Genomic DNA, 19,165 nt, shown 5'->3' on the forward strand with positions numbered 1-19,165 from the left:
ACACCACCACCCCGCCCGACGGACCACGGCGCTCGACCAATAGGCGGGCACCACCCGCCCACCGGCGCGCACCCGCCGCCCCGGGCCGCGCCCCCTGGCACCATCCGCGCATGACCGCAGCCGCACCCGCACCCGACGCCCGGACCACCGCCGGCGCCCTCCTCCCCCTCGTCGGCGGCGCCGCGAACGTCACCTCCGTCGCGCACTGCATGACCCGCCTCCGCCTCGGCCTCCTCGACCGGACCCTGGTGCAGGACGAGGCCCTCCGGGCCCACCCCGCCGTCCTCGGCGTCGTCGAGGACGACACGACGTACCAGATCGTCCTCGGCCCCGGCACCGTCGCCCGCGTCACCCCCGAGTTCGAGGCCCTGCTCCTCCAGGCCCGGGGCGCCGCCATCAAGGCCGCGCAGAAGGACAGGAACAGCACCCCCGGCAAGGTCCTCCTCCGCCGGGTCGCCGACATCTTCGTGCCCCTGATCCCCGCCCTCATCGGCTGCGGCATCATCGCCGGCATCAACGGCCTGCTCCTCAACCTCCACTGGCTCCCCGCCCTCACCCCCGCCCTCGCCGCCGTCGCCTCCGGCTTCATGGCGCTGATCGCCGTGTTCGTCGGCCTGAACACGGCGAAGGAGTTCGGCGGCACACCGATCCTCGGCGGCGCGGTCGCCGCGATCGTCGTGTACCCGGGCGTGGCCAAGGTGGAGGCGTTCGGCCAGCAGCTCTCCCCCGGCCAGGGCGGCGTCCTGGGCGCCCTGGCGGCGGCGGTGCTCGCGGTCCACGTGGAGAAGTGGTGCCGCCGCCACGTCCCCGAGGCGCTCGACGTGCTCGTCACCCCGACCCTCACCGTGCTCGTCGCCGGGCTGGTCACCGTCTACGGCCTGATGTTCGTCGCCGGCGGGGTGTCCACCGCCATCGGCACGGCCGCCGACTGGCTCCTCACCCACGCCGGTGCGGTGGCCGGGTTCGTCCTGGGCGGGCTGTTCCTGCCCCTCGTCATGCTCGGCCTGCACCAGGCCCTGATCCCGATCCACACCACACTGATCGAGCAGCAGGGCCACACCGTGCTCCTGCCCATGCTGGCGATGGCCGGCGCGGGCCAGGTCGGGGCGGCCGCCGCCGTGTACGTACGGCTCCGCCACCGCACCGACCTCCGCCGCACCATCCGGTCCGCGCTGCCCGCCGGGCTCCTCGGCGTGGGCGAGCCGCTCATCTACGGCGTCTCGCTGCCGCTCGGGCGGCCCTTCGTCACGGCCTGCGTCGGCGGGGCGTTCGGCGGCGGGTTCGTCGGGCTGTTCCACATGCTCGGCGCCCCGGTCGGCTCCACGGCGATCGGCCCGTCCGGCTTGGCGCTGTTCCCGCTGCTCGACGGCGGCTCCGGCCTGTCCGCGACCACCGTCGCCGTCTACGCGGGCGGGCTGCTGACCGGGTACGTGGCCGGGTTCGCCGCCACGTACCTCTTCGGCATCGGCAGGCCGCTGCTCAGCCCACCACCTGCTCCCTGATCGTCACCTGCCCCTTGCGGATCGTGGCGAGCCGGGGCGCGCGCCGTGCCAGGGCGGTGTCGTGGGTGACCATCACGAACGTCAGCCCGTTCTCCTCCCACAGCCCTTCCAGCAGGTCCATGATCTCGTCGCGCATCGACTCGTCCAGGTTCCCGGTCGGCTCGTCCGCCAGCAGCACCGCGGGCCGCTTCACCAGGGCCCGGGCGATCGCCACGCGCTGCTGCTGCCCGCCCGACAGTTCGCCGGGCAGGTGGCCGCGCCGCTCCCCCAGGCCCACCGACACCAGGGCCTCCGCCGCCCTCTCGCGCCGCTCGGAGGTCTTGAGCCCGAGCGGTACGAGGGCGGTCTCGACGTTCTCCTGGGCGGTGAGCGTCGGCACCAGGTTGAAGCCCTGGAACACGAACCCGATCTTCTCCGCCCGCACGCGCGTCAGCCGCGCCTCCGGCAGGGTCGCCAGGTCGGTGCCGTCCAGGAGCACGCGGCCCTCCGTCGGCCGGTCCAGGCCGCCGAGCATCTGGAGCAGGGTGGACTTGCCGCCACCGGTCGGGCCCTGGATCACCAGCCGCCCGCCGTCCTCGATGATCAGGTCGACCCCGTCGAGGGCACGGACGGTCTCCTTGCCGCGCCGGTAGCGCTTGGTGACGCCACTGAGCTGGTACATGCTGTCAACTCCAGTCGTACGTAAGGGGGGTGCGGGTGCGGGTCATCCGACGCGGCGCAGCGCGTCGGCGGGGCGCAGCCGCGCGGCCCGCCAGCCGCCGAACCCGCCCGCGACGAGGCCGCCCGTGACGGCGAGGGCCACGGCGAGCCCGATCGTGGTGAGCGAGACGGGCGCGGTGAGCGCGACGTCCAGGGCGCGGGTCGCCGTCTCGCGGACCGGCCCGCCCCCGCCTCCGGGCCCGCCGGCGAAGCGCTGCCCGCCGCCGCCACCGGCGCCGCCGCCCAGTTCGGCGGTGAGCGTCGGGCCGAACGCCGTGACGGCCCACGCCCCGGCCAGGCCCGCGCCGATCCCGAGCGCCCCGCCGATCAGCCCGTGCGCCAGCGCCTCGCCGGCCACCTGCCGGGTGACGCGCCCGCTGCGCCATCCCAGGGCCTTGAGGGTGCCGAACTCCCGGACGCGCCTGCTGACCGCCGACGACGTCAGCAGCCCGGCCACCACGAACGCCGCGCCCAGCACGACGATCGACAGCCACTTGCCGACGCCCGTGGCGAGGTCCGAGGCGGTCGACAGGGACCCGGAGACGGTGTCGGCGAGGTCGGCGGAGGTGGTGACGGTCGTGCCCGGGACGTTCTTCTGGACGGCGCCCTTCACCTCGTCGATGCGCTGCGAGGCGGTCGCCCGGACGTACACGGTCGTCACCCTGCCCTTCGCGTCGGCGAGGGTCTGCGCCTCGGCGAGCGGCAGGTAGACGTCGGCGGAGGCGTCGCCGCTGTCGGCGGTGGCGACACCGATGACGGTGTACGCGGTGCCGGAGACGGTGATCTTCTCGCCGACGGTCAGGCCCTGCTCCTTGGCGTGGGCGCTGTCGACGACGGCCACCTTGGCGGACGTCTCGCCGGCCGTGAACGTACGGCCGGAGGTGATCTTCGAGGAGGTGAGAGGTCCGAGACCCTGGTGGGCGACGTCGGTCCCGTACACGGTGTACGAGTCGACGCCGAAGTCCGCGCCGCCGCCGCGCACTTCACCGCCGGCCCCGCCCTGGCCCGGGGCCTGACCGGGCTGCGCGGGCCGGACCTCGCCGCTCGCGAAGCGCCCGTCGACCTTCATCACCCGGGCGCTGAGCCCGCCGACGGCGTCCGCGACCCCGTCCTGTGCGGCGACCTTGGCGACGGTCGACGCGGTGAGCGTCTCGAACCCCTGCACCATGACGACGTCCTGGCTCTGCTGCGCGCTGTCCGTGCCCGCGCCGGCGTCGAACCGGAAGCGGGGCCGCCGGACGGCGTCGCCCTCCCCGGGCGGGGAAGCGGCCTTCGTGACCGTCATGTCGGTGCCGAGTCCGTACAGCGACTCCAGCACCTTGGTCTGGGCCCGGCTCATGCCGGCGGTGACCGAGTCGACCACGATGACCAGCGCGATCCCGAGGGCCAGCCCCGAGGCGACGACGAGCGCCGCCTTGCGTCGACGGCGCAACTCGCGCCGGAGGTAGGTGAAGAACATGCCGCGAAAGCTATGGACGCGGCGTGATGGTGGGTTGAGGCCCCGGTGAGAGTCGTATGAGAAGCGGCAGCACCACCCGGACGGGTGAGAACTCCACGAGACGTCTAACATGTCGTAGACGACATATTACGGTCTGCGGCATGGACGACCTGCACGCGATCGAACTTGAGCCGGAGGTACGCGACTGGCTGGCACTTCTGCCCGACAAGCAGTACCGCAAAGTGGAGGAGTACGCCGGGTTACTGGCAACGCTGGGCACCAGGACCCCCATGCCCTTCGCGCGTCCGCTCAGAGACGGCGTGTACGAGCTCCGGCCGACGCTTGACGGCGAGGACACCCGTATCACCTACTGGTTCACCCCGGACCGGCGGATCGTCCTCCTGACCGTCTTCCGGAAGACCCGCATGCGTGAGGACGCCCAAGTGGACCGAGCCGTGATCGCCCGCAAGGTATGCGCGGAGGATCACGGACCCGCCCACACCACTTACAGCCGTGGCGAGAGGGGATGAGCACCATGAACCACACACGCTGGAAGCTCAACCGTGAGAGGGCGGTGAGCGACGGAAGCACCGAACCGGAGGAAGCCGCGTCCGACCGCGCCGAGATCCGGCTGGCCATGGCCTTTGCCAAAGCCGTCTACGACCGCCGCCAGAGACTCGGACTGTCCCAGTCGGAAGTCGCCCAGCGCGCCGGGCTGACCCAGGCGAAGGTCTCGCGCATCGAAGGGGCCGACGCGGTGCCGACCCTTCCCCTGCTTCGGCGCCTGGCTCAGGCCCTGGACGCCACGCTGAACATCGCCCTGGACAGCGATCGCGAAGAGGTGACGTTCATCGACCGTCGGGCAGCGTGAGGGGATCACGGCAGGCGTCCCCGTTGGTTCAACTCTCGAACGCGCGCCCGCAGCACCTCGCGCGGTGACGCGGGCGTCAGTTCGTCGGCCGGGCAGTCCCACTCCCGGCCGCCGCCCAGCGGGCGCAGCTGCACACGGCCACCGACGTGGCCCATCACCTCGCCGATCCGCCCGTCCCGGGCGTCGATCATGTACTCGGGAGCGCTCATCGCCGCACCTCGCGCAGGACCGCGACCAGCCGGAGGGCGGTGTCCACGTTGCAGCGCCCCAGGTCCACCAGCGGGTACGGCGCCTCGCCCGCGGCCGACACCGGGTCCACCCGCAGGGACGGCAGGGTCACCCCGACCCTGCCGAGTTCGTCGCGCAACTGGCTCACCACGTGCTCCACGGACACCATCCCCATGACCAGGCACCTCCACGCTGAGTGTTCGGCTTCTGTACACAGCGTGGTCGATTCCCGGCTAGTCTGAACACAAAGGCGGCCCAACAACCCCATCTGTGCTAACGGGAGTTGACACATGCCCGGTCCGAAGGATCTCGACCCTTCCTCCTCCCCCAGGGCACTGCTCGGCGCCGAGCTGCGCCATGCCCGCGAGAACGCCGGACTCAGCCAGGACGCGCTCGGCGAGAAGCTCTTCGTGAGCGGCTCGTTCATCGGCCAACTGGAGTCCGGTACGCGGCGGATGCAGCCGGAGATCGCTGCCCGGATCGACCGCATACTGGGCACGAACGGGTTCTTCCAACGCAACTGCCGGGCCGCCAACAAGTCGCGGTACCCCGACCACTTCGCGGAGGCGGCGGAGGTGGAAGCGGTCGCGACGGCCATCAGGGAGTACGCGCCGCTGCTGATCCCGGGCGTGCTGCAGACGGAGGCGTACGCGCGGGCCGTGTTCCGTGGCGGGCGTCCCACGGCTACGGATGACGTCATCGACGAGCTGGTGGAGGCGCGTCTCGCCCGCGCGCACATCCTCGACGACCCGACGAAGCCACTGTTCTGGGCGGTCCTGGACGAGGCGGTCCTCCGCCGGGAGGTCGGCGGACCGGCGGTGATGGCCGAGGCGCTCCGACACATCGCCGAGTTGGGCCGGGCTCACCGGGTGATCGTCCAGGTCATCCCGTTCGCGGCCGGCGCGCACATGGCCCTGGGGGGCGCACTCAAACTGATGGCCTTCGACGACGCGCCACCGCTCGCCTATCTGGAAAGCCTCGGCTCAGGACAGTTGCACGACGATCCCGCCACGGTCCGACACTACGAACTGTCCTACGATCTGCTCGGGGCCGGCGCACTGTCACCTCAAGAATCCCTGGCCCTGCTCACCTCAGTGGCGGAGGATTACGCCCATGAAGATCGACATCCTTGAGTGGCGCAAGTCGAGCTACAGCGATGCCAGTGGCGGCAACTGTCTGGAGGTCGCCCGGTGGCGCAAGTCCACGCACAGTGGCGCTAGCGGCGGTGACTGCCTCGAAGTCACCGACGGCAACCCGGACATCGTTCCCGTCCGTGACTCCAAGAACCCCACCGGCCCGAAGCTCGTGTTCCGGGCCGCCGCCTGGTCCGCGTTCGTAGCGGGCCTCAAGCGATAGAGCGCCACCGCGGCCCCGGGGCTCAGGCCCCGGGGCCGTACCGCGTCTCCAACAGGTGCCGCAGCAGCGCGAGGTCCTTGCGGTTGGCGCGGCGCATCGCGGCGGCCAGGACGCGGCTGCTGCCGCCGCCCCGGTTCCGGAGGGTCATCCGGGTGCGGTCGCCCGTATCTCCGTACGGCTCCCAGGTGTACGTGGTCTCCATGGGGAACGGCCCCTGGTCGGCCCGCATCACCAGCCGTCGGCCGGGCTCGTAGGCGACGATCTCGTACGTGTAGACCAGCCGCCGCCCCAGAAAGCGGGCGACGAACGCGGCTCGTGCGCCGACCGCGACCTCGGCGACCGTCTCCCACTCGACGGACACGATGTTGACGTACCACTCGGGCGCGTTCGACGGATCCGCGACGTACGCCGCGACGCGGTCGCACGGGGCGTCGATCACGGTCTCGGTCAGGACGTCGACGGCCATGACCCCAGCGTAGGCCCGAAGCTCCGGGGCCGGGCGCCGCACGCGGACCGGAGGCGCGTCCGGGCCGCCCGGGCCCGCGCGCGCCTCCGGCCCACCCCGTCAGGCACGGCCCTTCTCATAGGTGACCAGGCCCTCGGTGAGCTTGAGCGGCACGCCGATCAGCTCGACCAGAAGTGCCTTCCACGCGTAGAAGACGTTGACCATCTTGTTCATGTAGACGAACGGGAAGTTGCGGAGGATCCGCACCCACGACAGATGGCGGCGTTTTATCGCATAGATCAGCGGGAGCCACATCAACACCATCTCGAAGCCCAGCCACCACATCAGCGTGGTCCCGACGTCCTGGTGCAGGACGAAGATCAGGAAGAACGGCATGACGTACCAGAGGGGCGCGGTGACGATGTCCCAGCAGGCGATGAGGATCCACAGGAACAGCAGCGGCTTGTGGCAGAACATCTGCCCCGAGTGGATGCGGACGTTCTGGAAGAAGCCCGCCATCCAGCGCCAGACCTGCTTGCGGAGGTAGACGAGGTCGGTCGGGTCCGCCGCCCAGGCGACGGCGTCGCCGACGTAGACCGCGCGACGCCCCTCGATCTGCTTGCTCCACGTGTAGTCCATGTCCTCGACGATGGTCCGCTCGGGGAACCCGCCGAAGCGGCGCAGCTCGTCGGTGCGGAAGGCGGAGCAGCAGCCGGAGCAGACGACCGGGCTGTTGGCGGCGTTCTGGATCGGCCGCTGGAAGTGGAAGCCGAAGAGGTACTCGATGCACCGGCCCCGCTCGGTCGCCGTGTCGTCGAACCGCGTCTGGACGCAGCCGGCGGCGATCGCCACCCGGTCCTCGCGGAAGGGCGCCTTGATCAGTTCGACGTAGTCGGGGGCGAGGAGCGTGTCGGCGTCGACGGGCAGGACGAGGTCCGTGTGTACGTAGGGGAGCCCGTAGTTCTGTGCCTTCGCCTTGCTGCCCCGGTTGTGCTGGGGCCTGACGACGGTGACTCCGAAGGAGCGGGCGACGTCCCCGGTGCGGTCCGAGGAACAGTCGTCGACGACGATGATCTCGTCGAAGGGTTCGGACTGCGCGAGGAGGGACATCAGCGTGTCGCCGAGTCCCTCCTCCTCGTTGTGCGCCGGAACCAGGGCGGTGACGGTCAGGCGTTCCGTCCGGGGGCGGGATGCGGGCGCTGCCGCGAGGTCCGTGGTACCGGTGGCACTCATCAGCTGCCTCGGAACCAGCTCAGCAGCTTGCCGACCACTGCGGCGATGATGCCGATGAGTGCGTAGAGGGGCCAGGAGACTCCGGTGTGTGCGAGCGAGCCGTACATGGTGTCGCCGACTTTCCATAAGAACGGGTCGTGAAGGTGGTGAGAGGCGCACGCTTCTGCGCCGGGAGGATGGCCGCCCACTCCGGTGGGTGCCTGGAGCGGCTGTCCATCTGCTGTATGTTTACGTCGTATGTTTAGAGTGTCCATCTATATCCTGGAAAGTGTCAACCCGTACCGGCGCGTAAGTGGAGGGAACCCGCTTACGCCGTACACGTACGGTGGAACGGAGGCCGCTGTGCCCGGGGCATACCTGCCGAGGGGGACGATCGACGCGACGGAACGGATCGGTGAGCGCCGTGGCCCCTGAGGACGCGCCCGGACGACGTGCCAGCGACCGCGGGAGGTACGGGAAGCTGTCGCGGGAGCGTGTACTGGTCGCCGCCCTCGGGGTGGTCGACGCCGAGGGCCTCTCGGCGCTCAGCATGCGCCGGCTCGGTACCGAACTCGGCGTGGAGGCCATGTCCCTGTACCGGTACCTGCCGGGCAAGGGCGCGCTGCTCGACGGACTTGTCGAGGCGCTGTACCAGCAGGTCGAGGAGCACCTGGCGCGGGAGGCCGGCGACGTACCGGAGGGCTGGGGCGCGCCGGAAGCCGCGGACGTCCCCGCCACCGGCGCCCCGCCCGCATCGCGAGCCGCACCGGAAACACAGACCGCGCCCCAAGCACAGCCCGGCGCACCCGAAGCGCGGCCCGGATCCGAAGGCCCCGGCTGGCGGGCCGGCCTGCAGCGCATCGCGTACGCCGTCTACGCCGTCGGGCTGCGCCACCCGGAGGTGGTGCCGCTGCTCGCCACCCGGATGCTGAGCGTCCCCCTGGCGCGGCGGCCGGCCGCCGTGCTGCGCGTCGACGAGAACGTCCTGCGGCTGCTGCACGCGGGCGGGCTGGACACGGCCACGGCGACGGCCGCGCACCGGGCGTTCACGGCCTGGCTGCTCGGCTATCTCCTGGTGGACCTGCGCGCCATGGTCGACGCGCCCGAGGAACCGGACCCGGCGTTCCGGCTGGGGCTGCACCGCCTGCCCGCCCACGACTTCCCGAGGCTCCGGGAGAGCGCCCCCTCCCTCGCGGGGCGGGGCGGCCGGGCGGAGCTGTCCGCCGGGGTGGACGCGCTGCTGGACCGGGTGATCCGGGGGGCGGCCGGGGCGCGGTGAGCGCCACCGGGGCGGCCGGCCCCGAAAACGCCCGAGGGCGGTACCCCCCTGGGAGTGGGGGTACCGCCCTCGGAACGAAAGGACTGCGTCCGATCCGCGAGGATCAGAAGTCCATGTCACCGCCCGGCATGCCGCCCGGAGCACCGGCCGCGGCCTTCTCCGGCTTGTCGGCGATGACGGCCTCGGTGGTGAGGAACAGCGCCGCGATGGAGGCCGCGTTCTGCAGAGCGGAACGGGTCACCTTGGCGGGGTCGATGATGCCCTCGGCGATCATGTCGACGTACTCGCCGGTCGCGGCGTTCAGGCCGTGGCCGACGGGCAGGTTGCGCACCTTCTCGACGATGACGCCACCCTCGAGACCACCGTTGACGGCGATCTGCTTCAGCGGGGCCTCCAGGGCCAGGCGGACGGCGTTGGCGCCGGTCGCCTCGTCACCCTCGAGCTCCAGCTTCTCGAAGACGCTGGACGCCTGGAGCAGGGCCACGCCACCACCGGCGACGATGCCCTCCTCGACGGCGGCCTTGGCGTTGCGCACCGCGTCCTCGATGCGGTGCTTGCGCTCCTTGAGCTCGACCTCGGTGGCGGCACCGGCCTTGATGACGGCCACGCCGCCGGCCAGCTTCGCCAGACGCTCCTGGAGCTTCTCGCGGTCGTAGTCCGAGTCGGAGTTCTCGATCTCGGCACGGATCTGGTTGACGCGACCCGCGACCTGGTCGCTGTCACCGGCACCGTCGACGATGGTGGTCTCGTCCTTGGTGATGACGACCTTGCGGGCACGGCCCAGCAGGTCCAGGCCGGCGTTCTCGAGCTTGAGGCCGACCTCCTCGGAGATGACCTGGCCACCGGTGAGGATGGCGATGTCGTTCAGCATGGCCTTGCGGCGGTCGCCGAAGCCCGGGGCCTTGACGGCGACGGACTTGAAGGTGCCACGGATCTTGTTGACGACCAGGGTCGACAGGGCCTCGCCCTCGACGTCCTCGGCGATGATCAGCAGCGGCTTGCCGGACTGCATGACCTTCTCCAGCAGCGGGAGCAGGTCCTTCACCGAGGAGATCTTCGAGTTGACGATCAGGATGTACGGGTCGTCGAGCGACGCCTCCATACGCTCCATGTCGGTGGCGAAGTACGCCGAGATGTAGCCCTTGTCGAAGCGCATACCCTCGGTGAGCTCCAGCTCCAGACCGAAGGTCTGGGACTCCTCGACGGTGATGACGCCTTCCTTGCCGACCTTGTCCATGGCCTCGGCGATGAGCTCGCCGATCTGGGTGTCGGCGGCGGAGATGGAGGCCGTGGAAGCGATCTGCTCCTTGGTCTCGACATCCTTCGCCTGCTCCAGCAGCGCGCCGGAGACGGCCTCGACGGCGGTCTCGATGCCGCGCTTCAGGGCCATCGGGTTGGCGCCGGCGGCGACGTTGCGCAGACCCTCGCGGACGAGCGCCTGGGCGAGGACGGTCGCGGTGGTCGTACCGTCACCGGCGACGTCGTCCGTCTTCTTGGCGACTTCCTTGACCAGCTCGGCGCCGATCTTCTCGTACGGGTCCTCGAGCTCGATCTCCTTGGCGATGGACACACCATCGTTGGTGATCGTGGGGGCGCCCCACTTCTTCTCGAGGACGACGTTGCGACCCTTGGGGCCCAGGGTCACCTTGACGGCGTCGGCGAGCTGGTTCATGCCGCGCTCGAGGCCGCGCCGTGCCTCCTCGTCGAACGCGATGATCTTGGCCATGTGAAGTGGTCCTCCCGGACTGGGGTGGATGCTCCGGACCGCGCTGGCGCCCGCGACGGACGGTCTGCCTGCCTGAGGTGGTTCCTTGCCCCACCGGCCTGCGGACCTCACCGACCCGGTCCTTCGTTGTCACTCTCACCTTCAGAGTGCTAACGCAATGATTAGCACTCGACCCATGCGAGTGCAAGCGCCTCCCGCAGATCCGGGACGTCGTCCGGACATGCGCGAGGGGCCCGCGTCCCCTGGAACGCGGGCCCCTCGGCACTTGCGGTGTCGACAGTCGATGGTCGGTCGATCGCGACGCGGCTCTCAGCCGGCGGCGAGCTTGACCATGTCCGCCTGCGGACCCTTCTGGCCCTGCGAGATCTCGAACTCGACCCGCTGACCTTCTTCAAGGGTGCGGTAGCCGTCCATCTGGATCGCGCTGTAGTGGACGAAAACATCCGCACCACCGTCGACCGCGATGAAGCCGTACCCCTTCTCCGCGTTGAACCACTTGACGGTGCCCTGAGCCATGCCTAACTCCCCTATTACTGGCCCTTGCACAGGACCGCACTTCGCGGACCCGGGTCAGACCTCACCCACTGACAGGTGTGAGCGTGCGCCGTAACGCGTCGACCGCCGCTGAATGTATCTGCCCAACTGCCGTCTGCAACAGGTCAGTCGGACGAGAAATCCGAGCACGGATGAACGGAAAATGCGGCCGAAGGGGCCAGAATCCCGGGCAAGTCGGGCCCGGCAAAGGGGCGCAAATGGCGCAACTCGCGGGGGTACATTGACTGCATCTTGTCGCGGCCGCGCAATACTTCATATGCGTCCGGCACACGCGGCGGCGGGGACTTCCCCAACTCTACCGCGCTCAACCATGCAGAATTGCCCCCTCCGCTTCTCTCGCGGAGGGGGCAGGATCCGTCACGCTCGGTACGTCAGCAACCGCCGGCGACGGCCGGGATGATCGAGACGCCGGCGCCGTCGGGCGTGGCCGTCCCCAGACCGTCCTCGAAGCGCACGTCGTCGTCGTTGACGTACACGTTGACGAAGCGGCGCAGCTTGCCCTGGTCGTCCAGGACACGGGCGGCGATGCCCGGGTGGTTCTTCTCCAGCGACTCGATGACCTCGGAGAGGGTCGCGCCCTCCGCCGTGACCTCGGCCTGGCCACCGGTGTACGTACGGAGGATGGTGGGGATGCGGACGTTGACGCTCATGTCGTCGTGCTGCCTTTCGGTCGTTCAGGCCAGGCCGGCGTCGCGGAACGCGTCCAGGCTCGGGCGGATGGTGGCGGTCGGGCCCGTGGTCGGAGCGACCGCGTCGAGGGTCTTCAGGCCGTCGCCCGTGTTGAGCACGACCATGGTCAGCGACGGGTCCAGCGCACCCGCCTCGATCAGCTTCTTCGTCACGCCCACGGTCACCCCGCCCGCCGTCTCGGCGAAGATGCCCTCCGTACGGGCCAGCAGCTTGATCGCGTCGACCACCTGCGCGTCGTCCACGTCCTCCACCGCGCCACCGGTGCGGCGGGCGATGTCCAGGACGTAGGGGCCGTCGGCCGGGTTGCCGATGGCGAGCGACTTGGCGATCGTGTTCGGCTTCTGGGGCCGCACCACGTCGTGACCGGCCTTGAAGGCCGCCGACACCGGGGAGCAGCCCTCCGCCTGCGCACCGAAGATCTTGTACGGCTTGTCCTCGACCAGGCCCAGCTTGATCAGCTCCTGGAGCCCCTTGTCGATCTTCGTCAGCTGCGAGCCGGACGCGATCGGGATCACCAGCTGGTCGGGCAGCCGCCAGCCGAGCTGCTCGCAGATCTCGTACGCCAGCGTCTTGGAACCCTCGGCGTAGTACGGCCGCAGGTTGACGTTGACGAAGCCCCAGCCTTCGCCCAGCGGGTCGCCGATGAGCTCCGAGCAGAAGCGGTTGACGTCGTCGTAGGTGCCCTCGATGCCGACCAGGTCACCGCCGTACACCGCGGCCATGACGACCTTGCCCTGCTCCAGGTCGTGCGGGATGAACACGCAGGACCGGAAGCCCGCCCGGGCGGCGGCCGCACCGACGGCACCCGCCAGGTTGCCGGTCGACGAGCAGGACAGGGTGGTGAAACCGAAGGCGCGAGCCGCTTCGAGCGCCTGGGCGACGACCCGGTCCTTGAAGGAGTGGGTCGGGTTGCCCGAGTCGTCCTTGACGAACAGCTTGCCCGGCTCGACACCCAGCTCGCGGGCGAGGTTGTCGGCCTGGACCAGCTTGGTCCAGCCGGGGTTCAGGTTCGGCTTGCCGGCCACGTCCTCCGGGACGGGCAGCAGCGGCGCGTACCGCCAGATGTTCGCGGGTCCGGCCTCGATCCGCTTGCGCAGGCCCTCCGGGTCGCCGACCGGCAGGTCGTAGGCGATCTCCAGGGGCCCGAAACACAGCTCACAGGCGAAAATGGGACCGAGCTCGAAACGCTCGCCGCACTCGCGACAGGAGAGGGCGGAAGCAGGCCCGAGGTCGACGTTCTTGGCGGTGGCGACAGTCTGTACAGCCATGGAGGCGAGGCCCTTTCTCCTCATCTTCCTCATGGCGCACTTCGCCATGAGACGGATTTGGCACCTTCCCTAGCCGGGGCCTCGCGCAAGACATGCGAGTGCCGACTGGAGGGTTGCCGGGGCTTCAACGGGCCGTGTCCCTCTGCCCCTCTGGATGAGCGGTATTCGGTTGTGTGCGCGGGGGACCCGACATGCGACGGTCATCCGCGTTGTTCAAGACTGTAACCGAACCCCTGGACGCTTGAGATGGTCGTCCGATACGCGAGATGGAGATCACGTGCTGGAAGAGGTGGAGCGCTGGCTGGAGCGGCGGTCCTGGTCCGTGACCGATCGACCGCTCGACCGGCTGCTCGCGGCCAAGCACGGTACGACCGTCAGTGTCGTCCTGCCGGCGCTCAACGAGGAGGCCACGGTCGGCGACATCGTCACCGTGATCCGCCGCGAACTGATGTCCGCCGCGGCCCCGCTCGTCGACGAACTGGTGGTGATCGACTCCGGCTCCACCGACCGGACCTCCGAGGTGGCTGCCGCGGCCGGCGCACGCGTGGTGCACCGCGACGCGATACTCCCCCGCATACCCGCCCTCCCCGGCAAGGGAGAGGTGCTGTGGCGCTCCCTCCTCGCCACCACCGGCGACATCGTCTGCTTCGTCGACGCCGACCTGCGCGACTTCTCGGCCGACTTCGTCACCGGGATCGTCGGCCCCCTCCTCACCGACCCGTCCGTCCACTTCGTCAAGGCCATGTACGACCGCCCCCTCGCCGGCGCGCCCGGCCGGGGCGGGCGCGTGACGGAACTGGTGGCACGGCCCCTGCTGAACCTGCACTGGCCGCAGCTGGCCGGATTCGTCCAACCCCTCGGCGGCGAGTACGCGGCGCGCCGCTCCCTGCTGGAACGGCTCCCCTTCCCCGTCGGGTACGGGGTGGAACTCGGCCTCCTCGTGGACGCCCTGCACACCGTGGGCCTCGACGCCCTGGCCCAGGTGGACGTGGGCGTGCGCAAGCACCGGCACCAGGACGAACGGGCACTGGGCCGGATGGCGGCCGCGATCTACCGGACGGCGCAGCTGAGGCTGTCGCGCGGCCACCTGGTGCGGCCGCGGCTGACCCAGTTCGACCGCGGCGACGACGGGTTCGTACCGCGCACCCACGACGTCGACACCGAGGAACGCCCGCCGATGATCGAGGTGGCCGAGTACGTGCGGCGCCGCCGGGTGGCCTGAGCGCCGTACGTTTGAGCGTTTCCGCTACGGGCTAGGTTCGTTCCCATGGCAGCCCAGATTCTTGTCGCCTCGAACCGCGGTCCGGTCAGCTACGTGCCACGGGAGGACGGGACGTTCGACGCCCGGCGCGGCGGGGGCGGGCTGGTGTCGGGACTGTCCGCGATCGGGCCCGACGCGGGCGCCCTGTGGGTCTGCGCCGCCCTGAGCGACGGCGACCGGCAGGCCGTGCGGCAGGGCGCGGCGGCCGAGCCGGGCGTGAAGATGCTGGACATCGACGCGGCCGTGCACGCCGACGCGTACAACGGCATCGCCAACTCCGTGCTGTGGTTCGTGAACCACCTGCTGTACCAGACACCACTGGAACCCGCCTTCGACGCCGGCTTCCGCCGCCAGTGGGCCTCGTACCGCCTCTACAACCGCGCCTTCGCCGAGGCCCTCGCCGAGGAGGCGGCCGACGAGGCCGTCGTCATCGTCCAGGACTACCACCTTGCCCTCGTCCCCGGCATGCTCCGCGAACTCCGCCCCGACCTGCGGATCGGGCACTTCTCGCACACCCCGTGGGCGCCCCCCGAATACTTCGCCATGCTCCCCGACGACATCGCGGAGGAACTGCTCCTCGGCATGCTCGGCGCGGACCGGCTCGGCTTCCTGACCTGGCGCTGGCTCCAGGCCTTCCAGGCCTGCTGCGCCACGTCGCTGCGGGACATGGACGTGACGACGCAATGGCCCAAGGACCAGGCGCCGAGCGTGCAGTACTGGGCGCACGGCAAGCCCCACCGGACCGAGCTGGGCGTGCACGGCCTCGGCGCCGACGGCGACTTCCTGCGCGAGCGGTCGCGCCGCCCGGACGTCGACGACCGGATGGCGATGCTCCGCGACCAGATCGGTCCCGACCGCAGGACGATCGTCCGCGTCGACCGCACCGAACTGTCCAAGAACATCGTCCGCGGCCTGCTGGCCTACCGGCACCTGCTGTCCGAGCGCCCCGAGTGGCACGAGCGGGTCGTGCACCTCGCCTTCGCCTACCCCTCCCGCCAGGACCTCGCCGTCTACCGCGAGTACACCGCGGAGGTCGCCCGCCTCGCGGACGAGATCAACGCGGAGTACGGCCGCGACGGCTGGACCCCGGTGATCCTCCACGTCGAGGACGACTTCGCCCGCTCGCTGGCCGCGTACCGCCTGGCCGACGTCGCCCTGGTCAACCCCATCCGCGACGGCATGAACCTCGTCGCCAAGGAGGTCCCGGTCGTCTCCGACGCGGGCTGCGCGCTGGTGCTGTCCCGGGAGGCGGGCGCGTACGAGGAGCTGCGCGACGACGCGATCACCGTGAACCCGTACGACATCACGGGCACGGCGGACGCCCTCCACGAGGCGCTGTCCATGCCCCCCGCCGAGCGCGCCGACCGCACCAAGCGCCTCGCCGCGGCCGCCACGTCCCTCCCCCCGGCCCGCTGGTTCCTCGACCAGCTCAACGCCCTGCGCTCCCTCTGACCCCGCGCCCCCGCGTGGCCCCTCGCGGGGCGTGCGCGGGGCGTGCCTGTGCGGTCGGTTGCTGCCGGTGGGCGGGGTACGGGGCCCCTCCGGGCTCACCTCCTCGCGGTTGGCGGGGCGCCCAGCCGGCTTTGTCACCGTTGCTCGCCGCCAATCCGCTGCGGGGGCGACCCTGCACGGCCCCTCCTCGCCGAGTCCGGGAACATCCCGCCAACGCCCAGCAGACCGCCTACGCGCCGGTGCGAGGCTGCGCCCCCTACCCCACCGGCCGGCTGATGGCCGACGGCCCGAGGGTCGAAGCCACTCACCGGCCTGCAGCCGGGGGACGGCCCGGGGTGGGGCCGTGCAGGATCGCCCCCGCAGGGATGGGGGTACCCCCTGCTCGAGCGCAGCGAGAGCTTGGGGGAGGCAAGGGGCGGGCTCCCTTACGCGTGACCCAAGGCCGCCGGCCCCGAGGAGGTGAGCCCGGAGGGGCCACGCCCCGCCACCCACCGGACAGGCACCGCACGGGGGGCGCACCGGGAGGGGGGCGCCACCCGGGCGGCGGAGGGGTCAGGCGGCGGCCAGGGCGGACAGGAAGCCGGCCACCCCGGCGGGGCCGGGGACCTGGAGGTCGGCGCGGCGGGCGACTTCGGTGACCTCGTCGCTGCCGCTGCACACCAGCAGGCCGGGCACCCCGTCGGAGCGCAGCTTCTCGACGGCGGTGAAGGCGGGCAGGTCGCCCAGGTCGTCGCCGGCGTACACGACGGTCCGCGCGCCGGTCTCGCGTACGTACTCGGTGAGCGCCACGCCCTTGTCGACGCCCGGGGGGCGGAGTTCCAGGACCATGCGGCCCGGTTCGAGGACCAGGCCGTGGTCGGCCGCCAGGTCGGCGAGGGGGCCGCGCAGGGCGTCGAACGCGGCCTGCGGGTCGTCGGCGCGCCGGGTGTGGACGGCCACCGCGCGCCCCTTCTCCTCGATCCACGTGCCGCGCCACGCGCCCGCCCGGTCGAGGAAGCCGGGCAGTTCGGCGCGGACGGCGGCGACGCCCGGGTGCTCGGGGGCCGCCTGGACGGTGCCGGTGACGGCGTCCCACCGTTCGGCGCCGTAGTGGCCGAGGACCACCAGGTGCTCCAGGCCCGGGACGCCGGCGAAGCCGCCGTACCGTACCGCCACTCCGGCGGGGCGGCCGGTGATGACCACCACGGAGGCGACGCGCGGGGCGAGCGCGGCGATGGCGGGGACGGCGCCGGGGTGGGCGCGGGCCTGCTCGGGGTCGTCCACGATGTCGGCGAGGGTGCCGTCGAAGTCGAGTGCGACGACCGCCCGCTCCGGGTGGGCCAGGAAGGCCGCCAGGCCCTCGCGGCCGGCGGGCGTGGCGGGACGCGGCAAGGAATCCGGTTGGGTGCCCATGACCCGAAACCTATCCAGGGCCCCGGCCGCGCACACCTACCGCCGCGCCTCCCGCGACGCGCGCAGCCGCCGCAGCCGGTTGACGGTGACGGGGTCGTGGGCGAGGGCCGCCGGGTCGTCGAGGAGCGCGTTGAGCAGCTGGTAGTAGCGGGTGGGCGAGAGGCCCAGCTGTTCGCGTATGGCGCGTTCCTTGGCGCCGGGGCCGGGCCAGGAGAGCCGTTCCACGGCGAGGACGGCGCGGTCCCGGTCGGTCAGGCCCGGGCGCCCGCCCGGATCGGGGCGCTCACCCGGATCGGGGCGCGCGTCCGGCTCGGGGCGCGCATCCGGGGCCACGGCCTGGCTCGGGTCCGGTGCCGGGGCCGGGGCCCGGTCGGGGACGCGGTCCGGGGCCCGGTCCGGGCGGCGGGGAGAAGCGGTCATATGAGCAACATAGTTACTCGGCCGCCTCCGCGTCCTTCGCGTCCCGCGCGATGCCCGACAGCACCGCGTCCGGGTCGCCGCCCGGGGCGACGGCCTTGCCGATGTTCTTCTTGATGCTCTCGCTCACCTTGGCCCACGACGTGTGGCCGACCGGGTACAGCTCGGAGGTGGGCAGTTCCTCCAGGAACGGCCACAGGTCCTGGTGCTTGGGGTCGTTGCGCATCGCGGCGGTGGCGGTGGAGGTGACGGGGAGGATGTCGTACCGGTCGGAGAAGGCGAGCACGTTCTTGTCCTCGTACACGTACGTGAGGAACGTGCCGATCTCCTTGCGGTGGCCGTTCTGCTTGAACGCCATCATCCAGTCGGCCACGCCCATCGCGGGTCGGCCCTCGCCGTCGGGGCTCGGCAGGGGGAGCTTGCCGACCTTCACGCCGGCCTTCTCGGCGGCGTCCATCAGGGTGGGGTGGCCGTTGAGCATGCCGACGTCGCCCTGGACGAAGGCGTCGAAAGCCTCCTGGCGGTCGAGCTCGCCGGGGGCGACGGGGCCGGTGAGGCCCTTGCCGACGAGGTTGTTCTTCAGCCAGGTGAAGGTGGTGACGTTCTCGTTGGAGTTGATGTCGTAGGAGATGTTGCCGGAGTCGCGGTAGCCGCCGCCGCCCGCCAGCATCCACATCATGGTCTCGGCCTGGGACTCCTCGGTGCCGAGCGGGAGGGCGAAGGGGTACTTCACGCCCTCGCCCTTCAGCTTCTCGGCGGCCGTGCGGATCTCGTCCCAGGTCTTGGGCGGCTTGGCGCCGGCCTTCTCGAAGAGGCCCTTGTTGTAGAAGAGCAGGCGGGTGCTGGCCGCGAAGGGCATGCCGTACTGGGCCCGCTCGACCTGGCCGGCGCGGGCGAGGAGGGGCAGGAAGTTGGCCTGGGTGGGGATGGGGAGGATGTCGTCGACCTTGTACAGCCGGTCCGCGGCGGCGTGGTCGGCGTAGGCGCCGATCTGGGCCAGGTCGGGGGCCTCGCCCTTGGCGACCATCTCGGCGACCTCGCGGTCGACGTCCTTCCAGGACATGACGTCGACGTCGACGGTGATGCCGGGGTGGGACTTCTCGAACGAGGCGACGAGGTCGTCCCAGTACTTCTGGGAGGTGTTGGCGTCACCGCTGCCGTAGTCGGCGGCGACGAGTTTCAGCGTCACGTCCTCGGCGCCCTCGCCGGCTCCGCAGCCGGCGAGCGTCGCCGCCATGCCCAGTGCGGCCACCGCCGCGGTCAGTCGTATGTAGCGGCGCTGCACAGAGCTCATCCCCACTTTTGTTTCCTGCCTGCGTGGTGATTTTCCCACAACGCGGGATGAGGTCTACACCACCTGGGTATCGCTTGGCC

General features: G+C 71.1%; 21 protein-coding genes and 1 riboswitch. Of the genes, 8 read left to right on the forward strand and 13 right to left on the reverse strand.

Annotated features, from left to right (window positions below; translation table 11 throughout):
- Positions 1-110: 110 nt before the first annotated feature.
- Complete coding sequence (locus A4V12_RS02555) at positions 111-1,502, forward strand: PTS transporter subunit EIIC (protein ID WP_079136754.1); 1,392 nt, start codon at positions 111-113, stop codon at positions 1,500-1,502.
- Here the strand turns inward: A4V12_RS02555 and A4V12_RS02560 are convergent.
- Positions 1,480-2,163 (reverse strand): ABC transporter ATP-binding protein, encoded by a 684-nt coding sequence (locus tag A4V12_RS02560; protein ID WP_064067515.1) that lies wholly within the window; start codon positions 2,161-2,163, stop codon positions 1,480-1,482. The two genes, A4V12_RS02555 and A4V12_RS02560, sit on opposite strands and share 23 nt — an antisense overlap.
- Before the next feature lie 42 nt (positions 2,164-2,205).
- Complete coding sequence (locus A4V12_RS02565; protein WP_064067516.1) at positions 2,206-3,660, reverse strand: ABC transporter permease; 1,455 nt, start codon at positions 3,658-3,660, stop codon at positions 2,206-2,208.
- 140 nt (positions 3,661-3,800) lie between these two features.
- Here A4V12_RS02565 and A4V12_RS02570 point away from each other — a divergent pair, with 140 nt between their 5' ends.
- Positions 3,801-4,169 (forward strand): type II toxin-antitoxin system RelE/ParE family toxin, encoded by a 369-nt coding sequence (locus A4V12_RS02570; RefSeq protein WP_064067517.1) that lies wholly within the window; start codon positions 3,801-3,803, stop codon positions 4,167-4,169.
- On the forward strand, positions 4,166-4,510 hold the full coding sequence (locus A4V12_RS02575) for a helix-turn-helix domain-containing protein (protein ID WP_423539837.1): 345 nt from the start codon (positions 4,166-4,168) through the stop codon (positions 4,508-4,510). The genes A4V12_RS02570 and A4V12_RS02575 overlap by 4 nt, the downstream gene beginning before the upstream one ends.
- A gap of 5 nt (positions 4,511-4,515) precedes the next feature.
- Here the strand turns inward: A4V12_RS02575 and A4V12_RS02580 are convergent, their stop codons facing one another.
- Together A4V12_RS02580 and A4V12_RS02585 are read right to left on the reverse strand one after the other, a co-directional pair.
- Positions 4,516-4,719 (reverse strand): hypothetical protein, encoded by a 204-nt coding sequence (locus A4V12_RS02580; RefSeq protein ID WP_064067518.1) that lies wholly within the window; start codon positions 4,717-4,719, stop codon positions 4,516-4,518.
- Complete coding sequence (locus tag A4V12_RS02585) at positions 4,716-4,913, reverse strand: hypothetical protein (protein WP_064067519.1); 198 nt, start codon at positions 4,911-4,913, stop codon at positions 4,716-4,718. Before A4V12_RS02585 ends, A4V12_RS02580 begins: the two co-directional genes overlap by 4 nt.
- A 115-nt stretch (positions 4,914-5,028) precedes the next feature.
- Here A4V12_RS02585 and A4V12_RS02590 point away from each other — a divergent pair, with 115 nt between their 5' ends.
- Both A4V12_RS02590 and A4V12_RS02595 read left to right on the forward strand, forming a co-directional pair.
- Positions 5,029-5,871 carry a helix-turn-helix domain-containing protein gene (locus tag A4V12_RS02590; RefSeq protein ID WP_064067520.1) on the forward strand — a complete coding sequence of 281 codons (843 nt, stop codon included), beginning with the start codon at positions 5,029-5,031 and terminating at the stop codon, positions 5,869-5,871.
- On the forward strand, positions 5,852-6,094 hold the full coding sequence (locus A4V12_RS02595) for a DUF397 domain-containing protein (RefSeq protein ID WP_064067521.1): 243 nt from the start codon (positions 5,852-5,854) through the stop codon (positions 6,092-6,094). Before A4V12_RS02590 ends, A4V12_RS02595 begins: the two co-directional genes overlap by 20 nt.
- Before the next feature lie 22 nt (positions 6,095-6,116).
- Here the strand turns inward: A4V12_RS02595 and A4V12_RS02600 are convergent, their stop codons facing one another.
- Both A4V12_RS02600 and A4V12_RS02605 read right to left on the reverse strand, forming a co-directional pair.
- On the reverse strand, positions 6,117-6,560 hold the full coding sequence (locus A4V12_RS02600; protein ID WP_064067522.1) for an SRPBCC family protein: 444 nt from the start codon (positions 6,558-6,560) through the stop codon (positions 6,117-6,119).
- Between the two features lie 99 nt (positions 6,561-6,659).
- The gene (locus A4V12_RS02605; protein WP_079136755.1) at positions 6,660-7,772 is read right to left on the reverse strand and encodes a glycosyltransferase; all 1,113 of its coding nucleotides are present in this window, start codon (positions 7,770-7,772) and stop codon (positions 6,660-6,662) included.
- A gap of 403 nt (positions 7,773-8,175) precedes the next feature.
- Between A4V12_RS02605 and A4V12_RS34170 the strand changes: the two genes are divergently transcribed.
- A complete protein-coding gene (locus A4V12_RS34170; RefSeq protein WP_234372054.1) occupies positions 8,176-9,030 on the forward strand; it encodes a TetR family transcriptional regulator in 855 nt (284 codons plus the stop codon).
- Positions 9,031-9,133: 103 nt separating this feature from the next.
- On the opposite strand, the gene groL is transcribed toward A4V12_RS34170, so the two are convergent.
- The 4 genes from groL to thrC form a co-directional block, all read right to left on the reverse strand.
- A complete protein-coding gene (gene groL / locus A4V12_RS02615) occupies positions 9,134-10,756 on the reverse strand; it encodes a chaperonin GroEL (RefSeq protein WP_064067523.1) in 1,623 nt (540 codons plus the stop codon).
- A gap of 309 nt (positions 10,757-11,065) precedes the next feature.
- Entirely contained in the window at positions 11,066-11,272 is a 207-nt protein-coding gene (locus A4V12_RS02620) for a cold-shock protein (RefSeq protein ID WP_008743607.1), read from the reverse strand.
- Between the two features lie 410 nt (positions 11,273-11,682).
- Positions 11,683-11,961: a ubiquitin-like small modifier protein 1 gene (locus tag A4V12_RS02625; RefSeq protein WP_064067524.1), complete on the reverse strand. Its 279-nt coding sequence runs from the start codon at positions 11,959-11,961 to the stop codon at positions 11,683-11,685.
- Between the two features lie 24 nt (positions 11,962-11,985).
- Entirely contained in the window at positions 11,986-13,293 is a 1,308-nt protein-coding gene (gene thrC / locus A4V12_RS02630) for a threonine synthase (protein WP_079136756.1), read from the reverse strand.
- Positions 13,287-13,430: riboswitch (SAM riboswitch) on the reverse strand. (Overlaps the previous gene by 7 nt.)
- 116 nt (positions 13,431-13,546) lie before the next feature.
- On the opposite strand from thrC, the gene A4V12_RS02635 reads away from it, so the two are divergent.
- Both A4V12_RS02635 and A4V12_RS02640 read left to right on the forward strand, forming a co-directional pair.
- On the forward strand, positions 13,547-14,491 hold the full coding sequence (locus A4V12_RS02635) for a glucosyl-3-phosphoglycerate synthase (RefSeq protein WP_064067526.1): 945 nt from the start codon (positions 13,547-13,549) through the stop codon (positions 14,489-14,491).
- Between the two features lie 45 nt (positions 14,492-14,536).
- Positions 14,537-15,982, forward strand: coding sequence for an alpha,alpha-trehalose-phosphate synthase (UDP-forming) (locus A4V12_RS02640; RefSeq protein WP_064067527.1), 1,446 nt, complete (start codon positions 14,537-14,539; stop codon positions 15,980-15,982).
- Between the two features lie 552 nt (positions 15,983-16,534).
- Here A4V12_RS02640 and otsB read toward each other — a convergent pair.
- From otsB to A4V12_RS02655, 3 genes are all read right to left on the reverse strand, one after another.
- On the reverse strand, positions 16,535-17,374 hold the full coding sequence (gene otsB / locus A4V12_RS02645; RefSeq protein WP_064067528.1) for a trehalose-phosphatase: 840 nt from the start codon (positions 17,372-17,374) through the stop codon (positions 16,535-16,537).
- Between the two features lie 36 nt (positions 17,375-17,410).
- Positions 17,411-17,707, reverse strand: coding sequence for a DUF3263 domain-containing protein (locus A4V12_RS38240; RefSeq protein ID WP_064067645.1), 297 nt, complete (start codon positions 17,705-17,707; stop codon positions 17,411-17,413).
- Between the two features lie 100 nt (positions 17,708-17,807).
- On the reverse strand, positions 17,808-19,085 hold the full coding sequence (locus tag A4V12_RS02655) for an extracellular solute-binding protein (protein WP_064067529.1): 1,278 nt from the start codon (positions 19,083-19,085) through the stop codon (positions 17,808-17,810).
- Positions 19,086-19,165 lie beyond the last annotated feature (80 nt).

This window comes from Streptomyces noursei (genome assembly GCF_001646665.1).
GTDB lineage: Bacteria > Actinomycetota > Actinomycetes > Streptomycetales > Streptomycetaceae > Streptomyces > Streptomyces lavendulocolor.

Bases quoted from the DNA above. Each gene is read 5' to 3' on its own strand.
- thrC (WP_079136756.1), bottom strand. From the start codon at position 13,293: ATGAGGAGAAAGGGCCTCGCCTCCATGGCTGTACAGACTGTCGCCACC.
- A4V12_RS02620 (WP_008743607.1), bottom strand. From the start codon at position 11,272: ATGGCTCAGGGCACCGTCAAGTGGTTCAACGCGGAGAAGGGGTACGGC.
- A4V12_RS02575 (WP_423539837.1), top strand. From the start codon at position 4,166: ATGAGCACCATGAACCACACACGCTGGAAGCTCAACCGTGAGAGGGCG.
- otsB (WP_064067528.1), bottom strand. From the start codon at position 17,374: ATGGGCACCCAACCGGATTCCTTGCCGCGTCCCGCCACGCCCGCCGGC.
- A4V12_RS02585 (WP_064067519.1), bottom strand. From the start codon at position 4,913: ATGGGGATGGTGTCCGTGGAGCACGTGGTGAGCCAGTTGCGCGACGAA.
- A4V12_RS02655 (WP_064067529.1), bottom strand. From the start codon at position 19,085: ATGAGCTCTGTGCAGCGCCGCTACATACGACTGACCGCGGCGGTGGCC.
- A4V12_RS02565 (WP_064067516.1), bottom strand. From the start codon at position 3,660: ATGTTCTTCACCTACCTCCGGCGCGAGTTGCGCCGTCGACGCAAGGCG.
- A4V12_RS02560 (WP_064067515.1), bottom strand. From the start codon at position 2,163: ATGTACCAGCTCAGTGGCGTCACCAAGCGCTACCGGCGCGGCAAGGAG.
- A4V12_RS02570 (WP_064067517.1), top strand. From the start codon at position 3,801: ATGGACGACCTGCACGCGATCGAACTTGAGCCGGAGGTACGCGACTGG.
- A4V12_RS02640 (WP_064067527.1), top strand. From the start codon at position 14,537: ATGGCAGCCCAGATTCTTGTCGCCTCGAACCGCGGTCCGGTCAGCTAC.
- A4V12_RS02595 (WP_064067521.1), top strand. From the start codon at position 5,852: ATGAAGATCGACATCCTTGAGTGGCGCAAGTCGAGCTACAGCGATGCC.
- A4V12_RS02600 (WP_064067522.1), bottom strand. From the start codon at position 6,560: ATGGCCGTCGACGTCCTGACCGAGACCGTGATCGACGCCCCGTGCGAC.
- groL (WP_064067523.1), bottom strand. From the start codon at position 10,756: ATGGCCAAGATCATCGCGTTCGACGAGGAGGCACGGCGCGGCCTCGAG.
- A4V12_RS02580 (WP_064067518.1), bottom strand. From the start codon at position 4,719: ATGAGCGCTCCCGAGTACATGATCGACGCCCGGGACGGGCGGATCGGC.
- A4V12_RS02605 (WP_079136755.1), bottom strand. From the start codon at position 7,772: ATGAGTGCCACCGGTACCACGGACCTCGCGGCAGCGCCCGCATCCCGC.
- A4V12_RS02590 (WP_064067520.1), top strand. From the start codon at position 5,029: ATGCCCGGTCCGAAGGATCTCGACCCTTCCTCCTCCCCCAGGGCACTG.
- A4V12_RS02555 (WP_079136754.1), top strand. From the start codon at position 111: ATGACCGCAGCCGCACCCGCACCCGACGCCCGGACCACCGCCGGCGCC.
- A4V12_RS02625 (WP_064067524.1), bottom strand. From the start codon at position 11,961: ATGAGCGTCAACGTCCGCATCCCCACCATCCTCCGTACGTACACCGGT.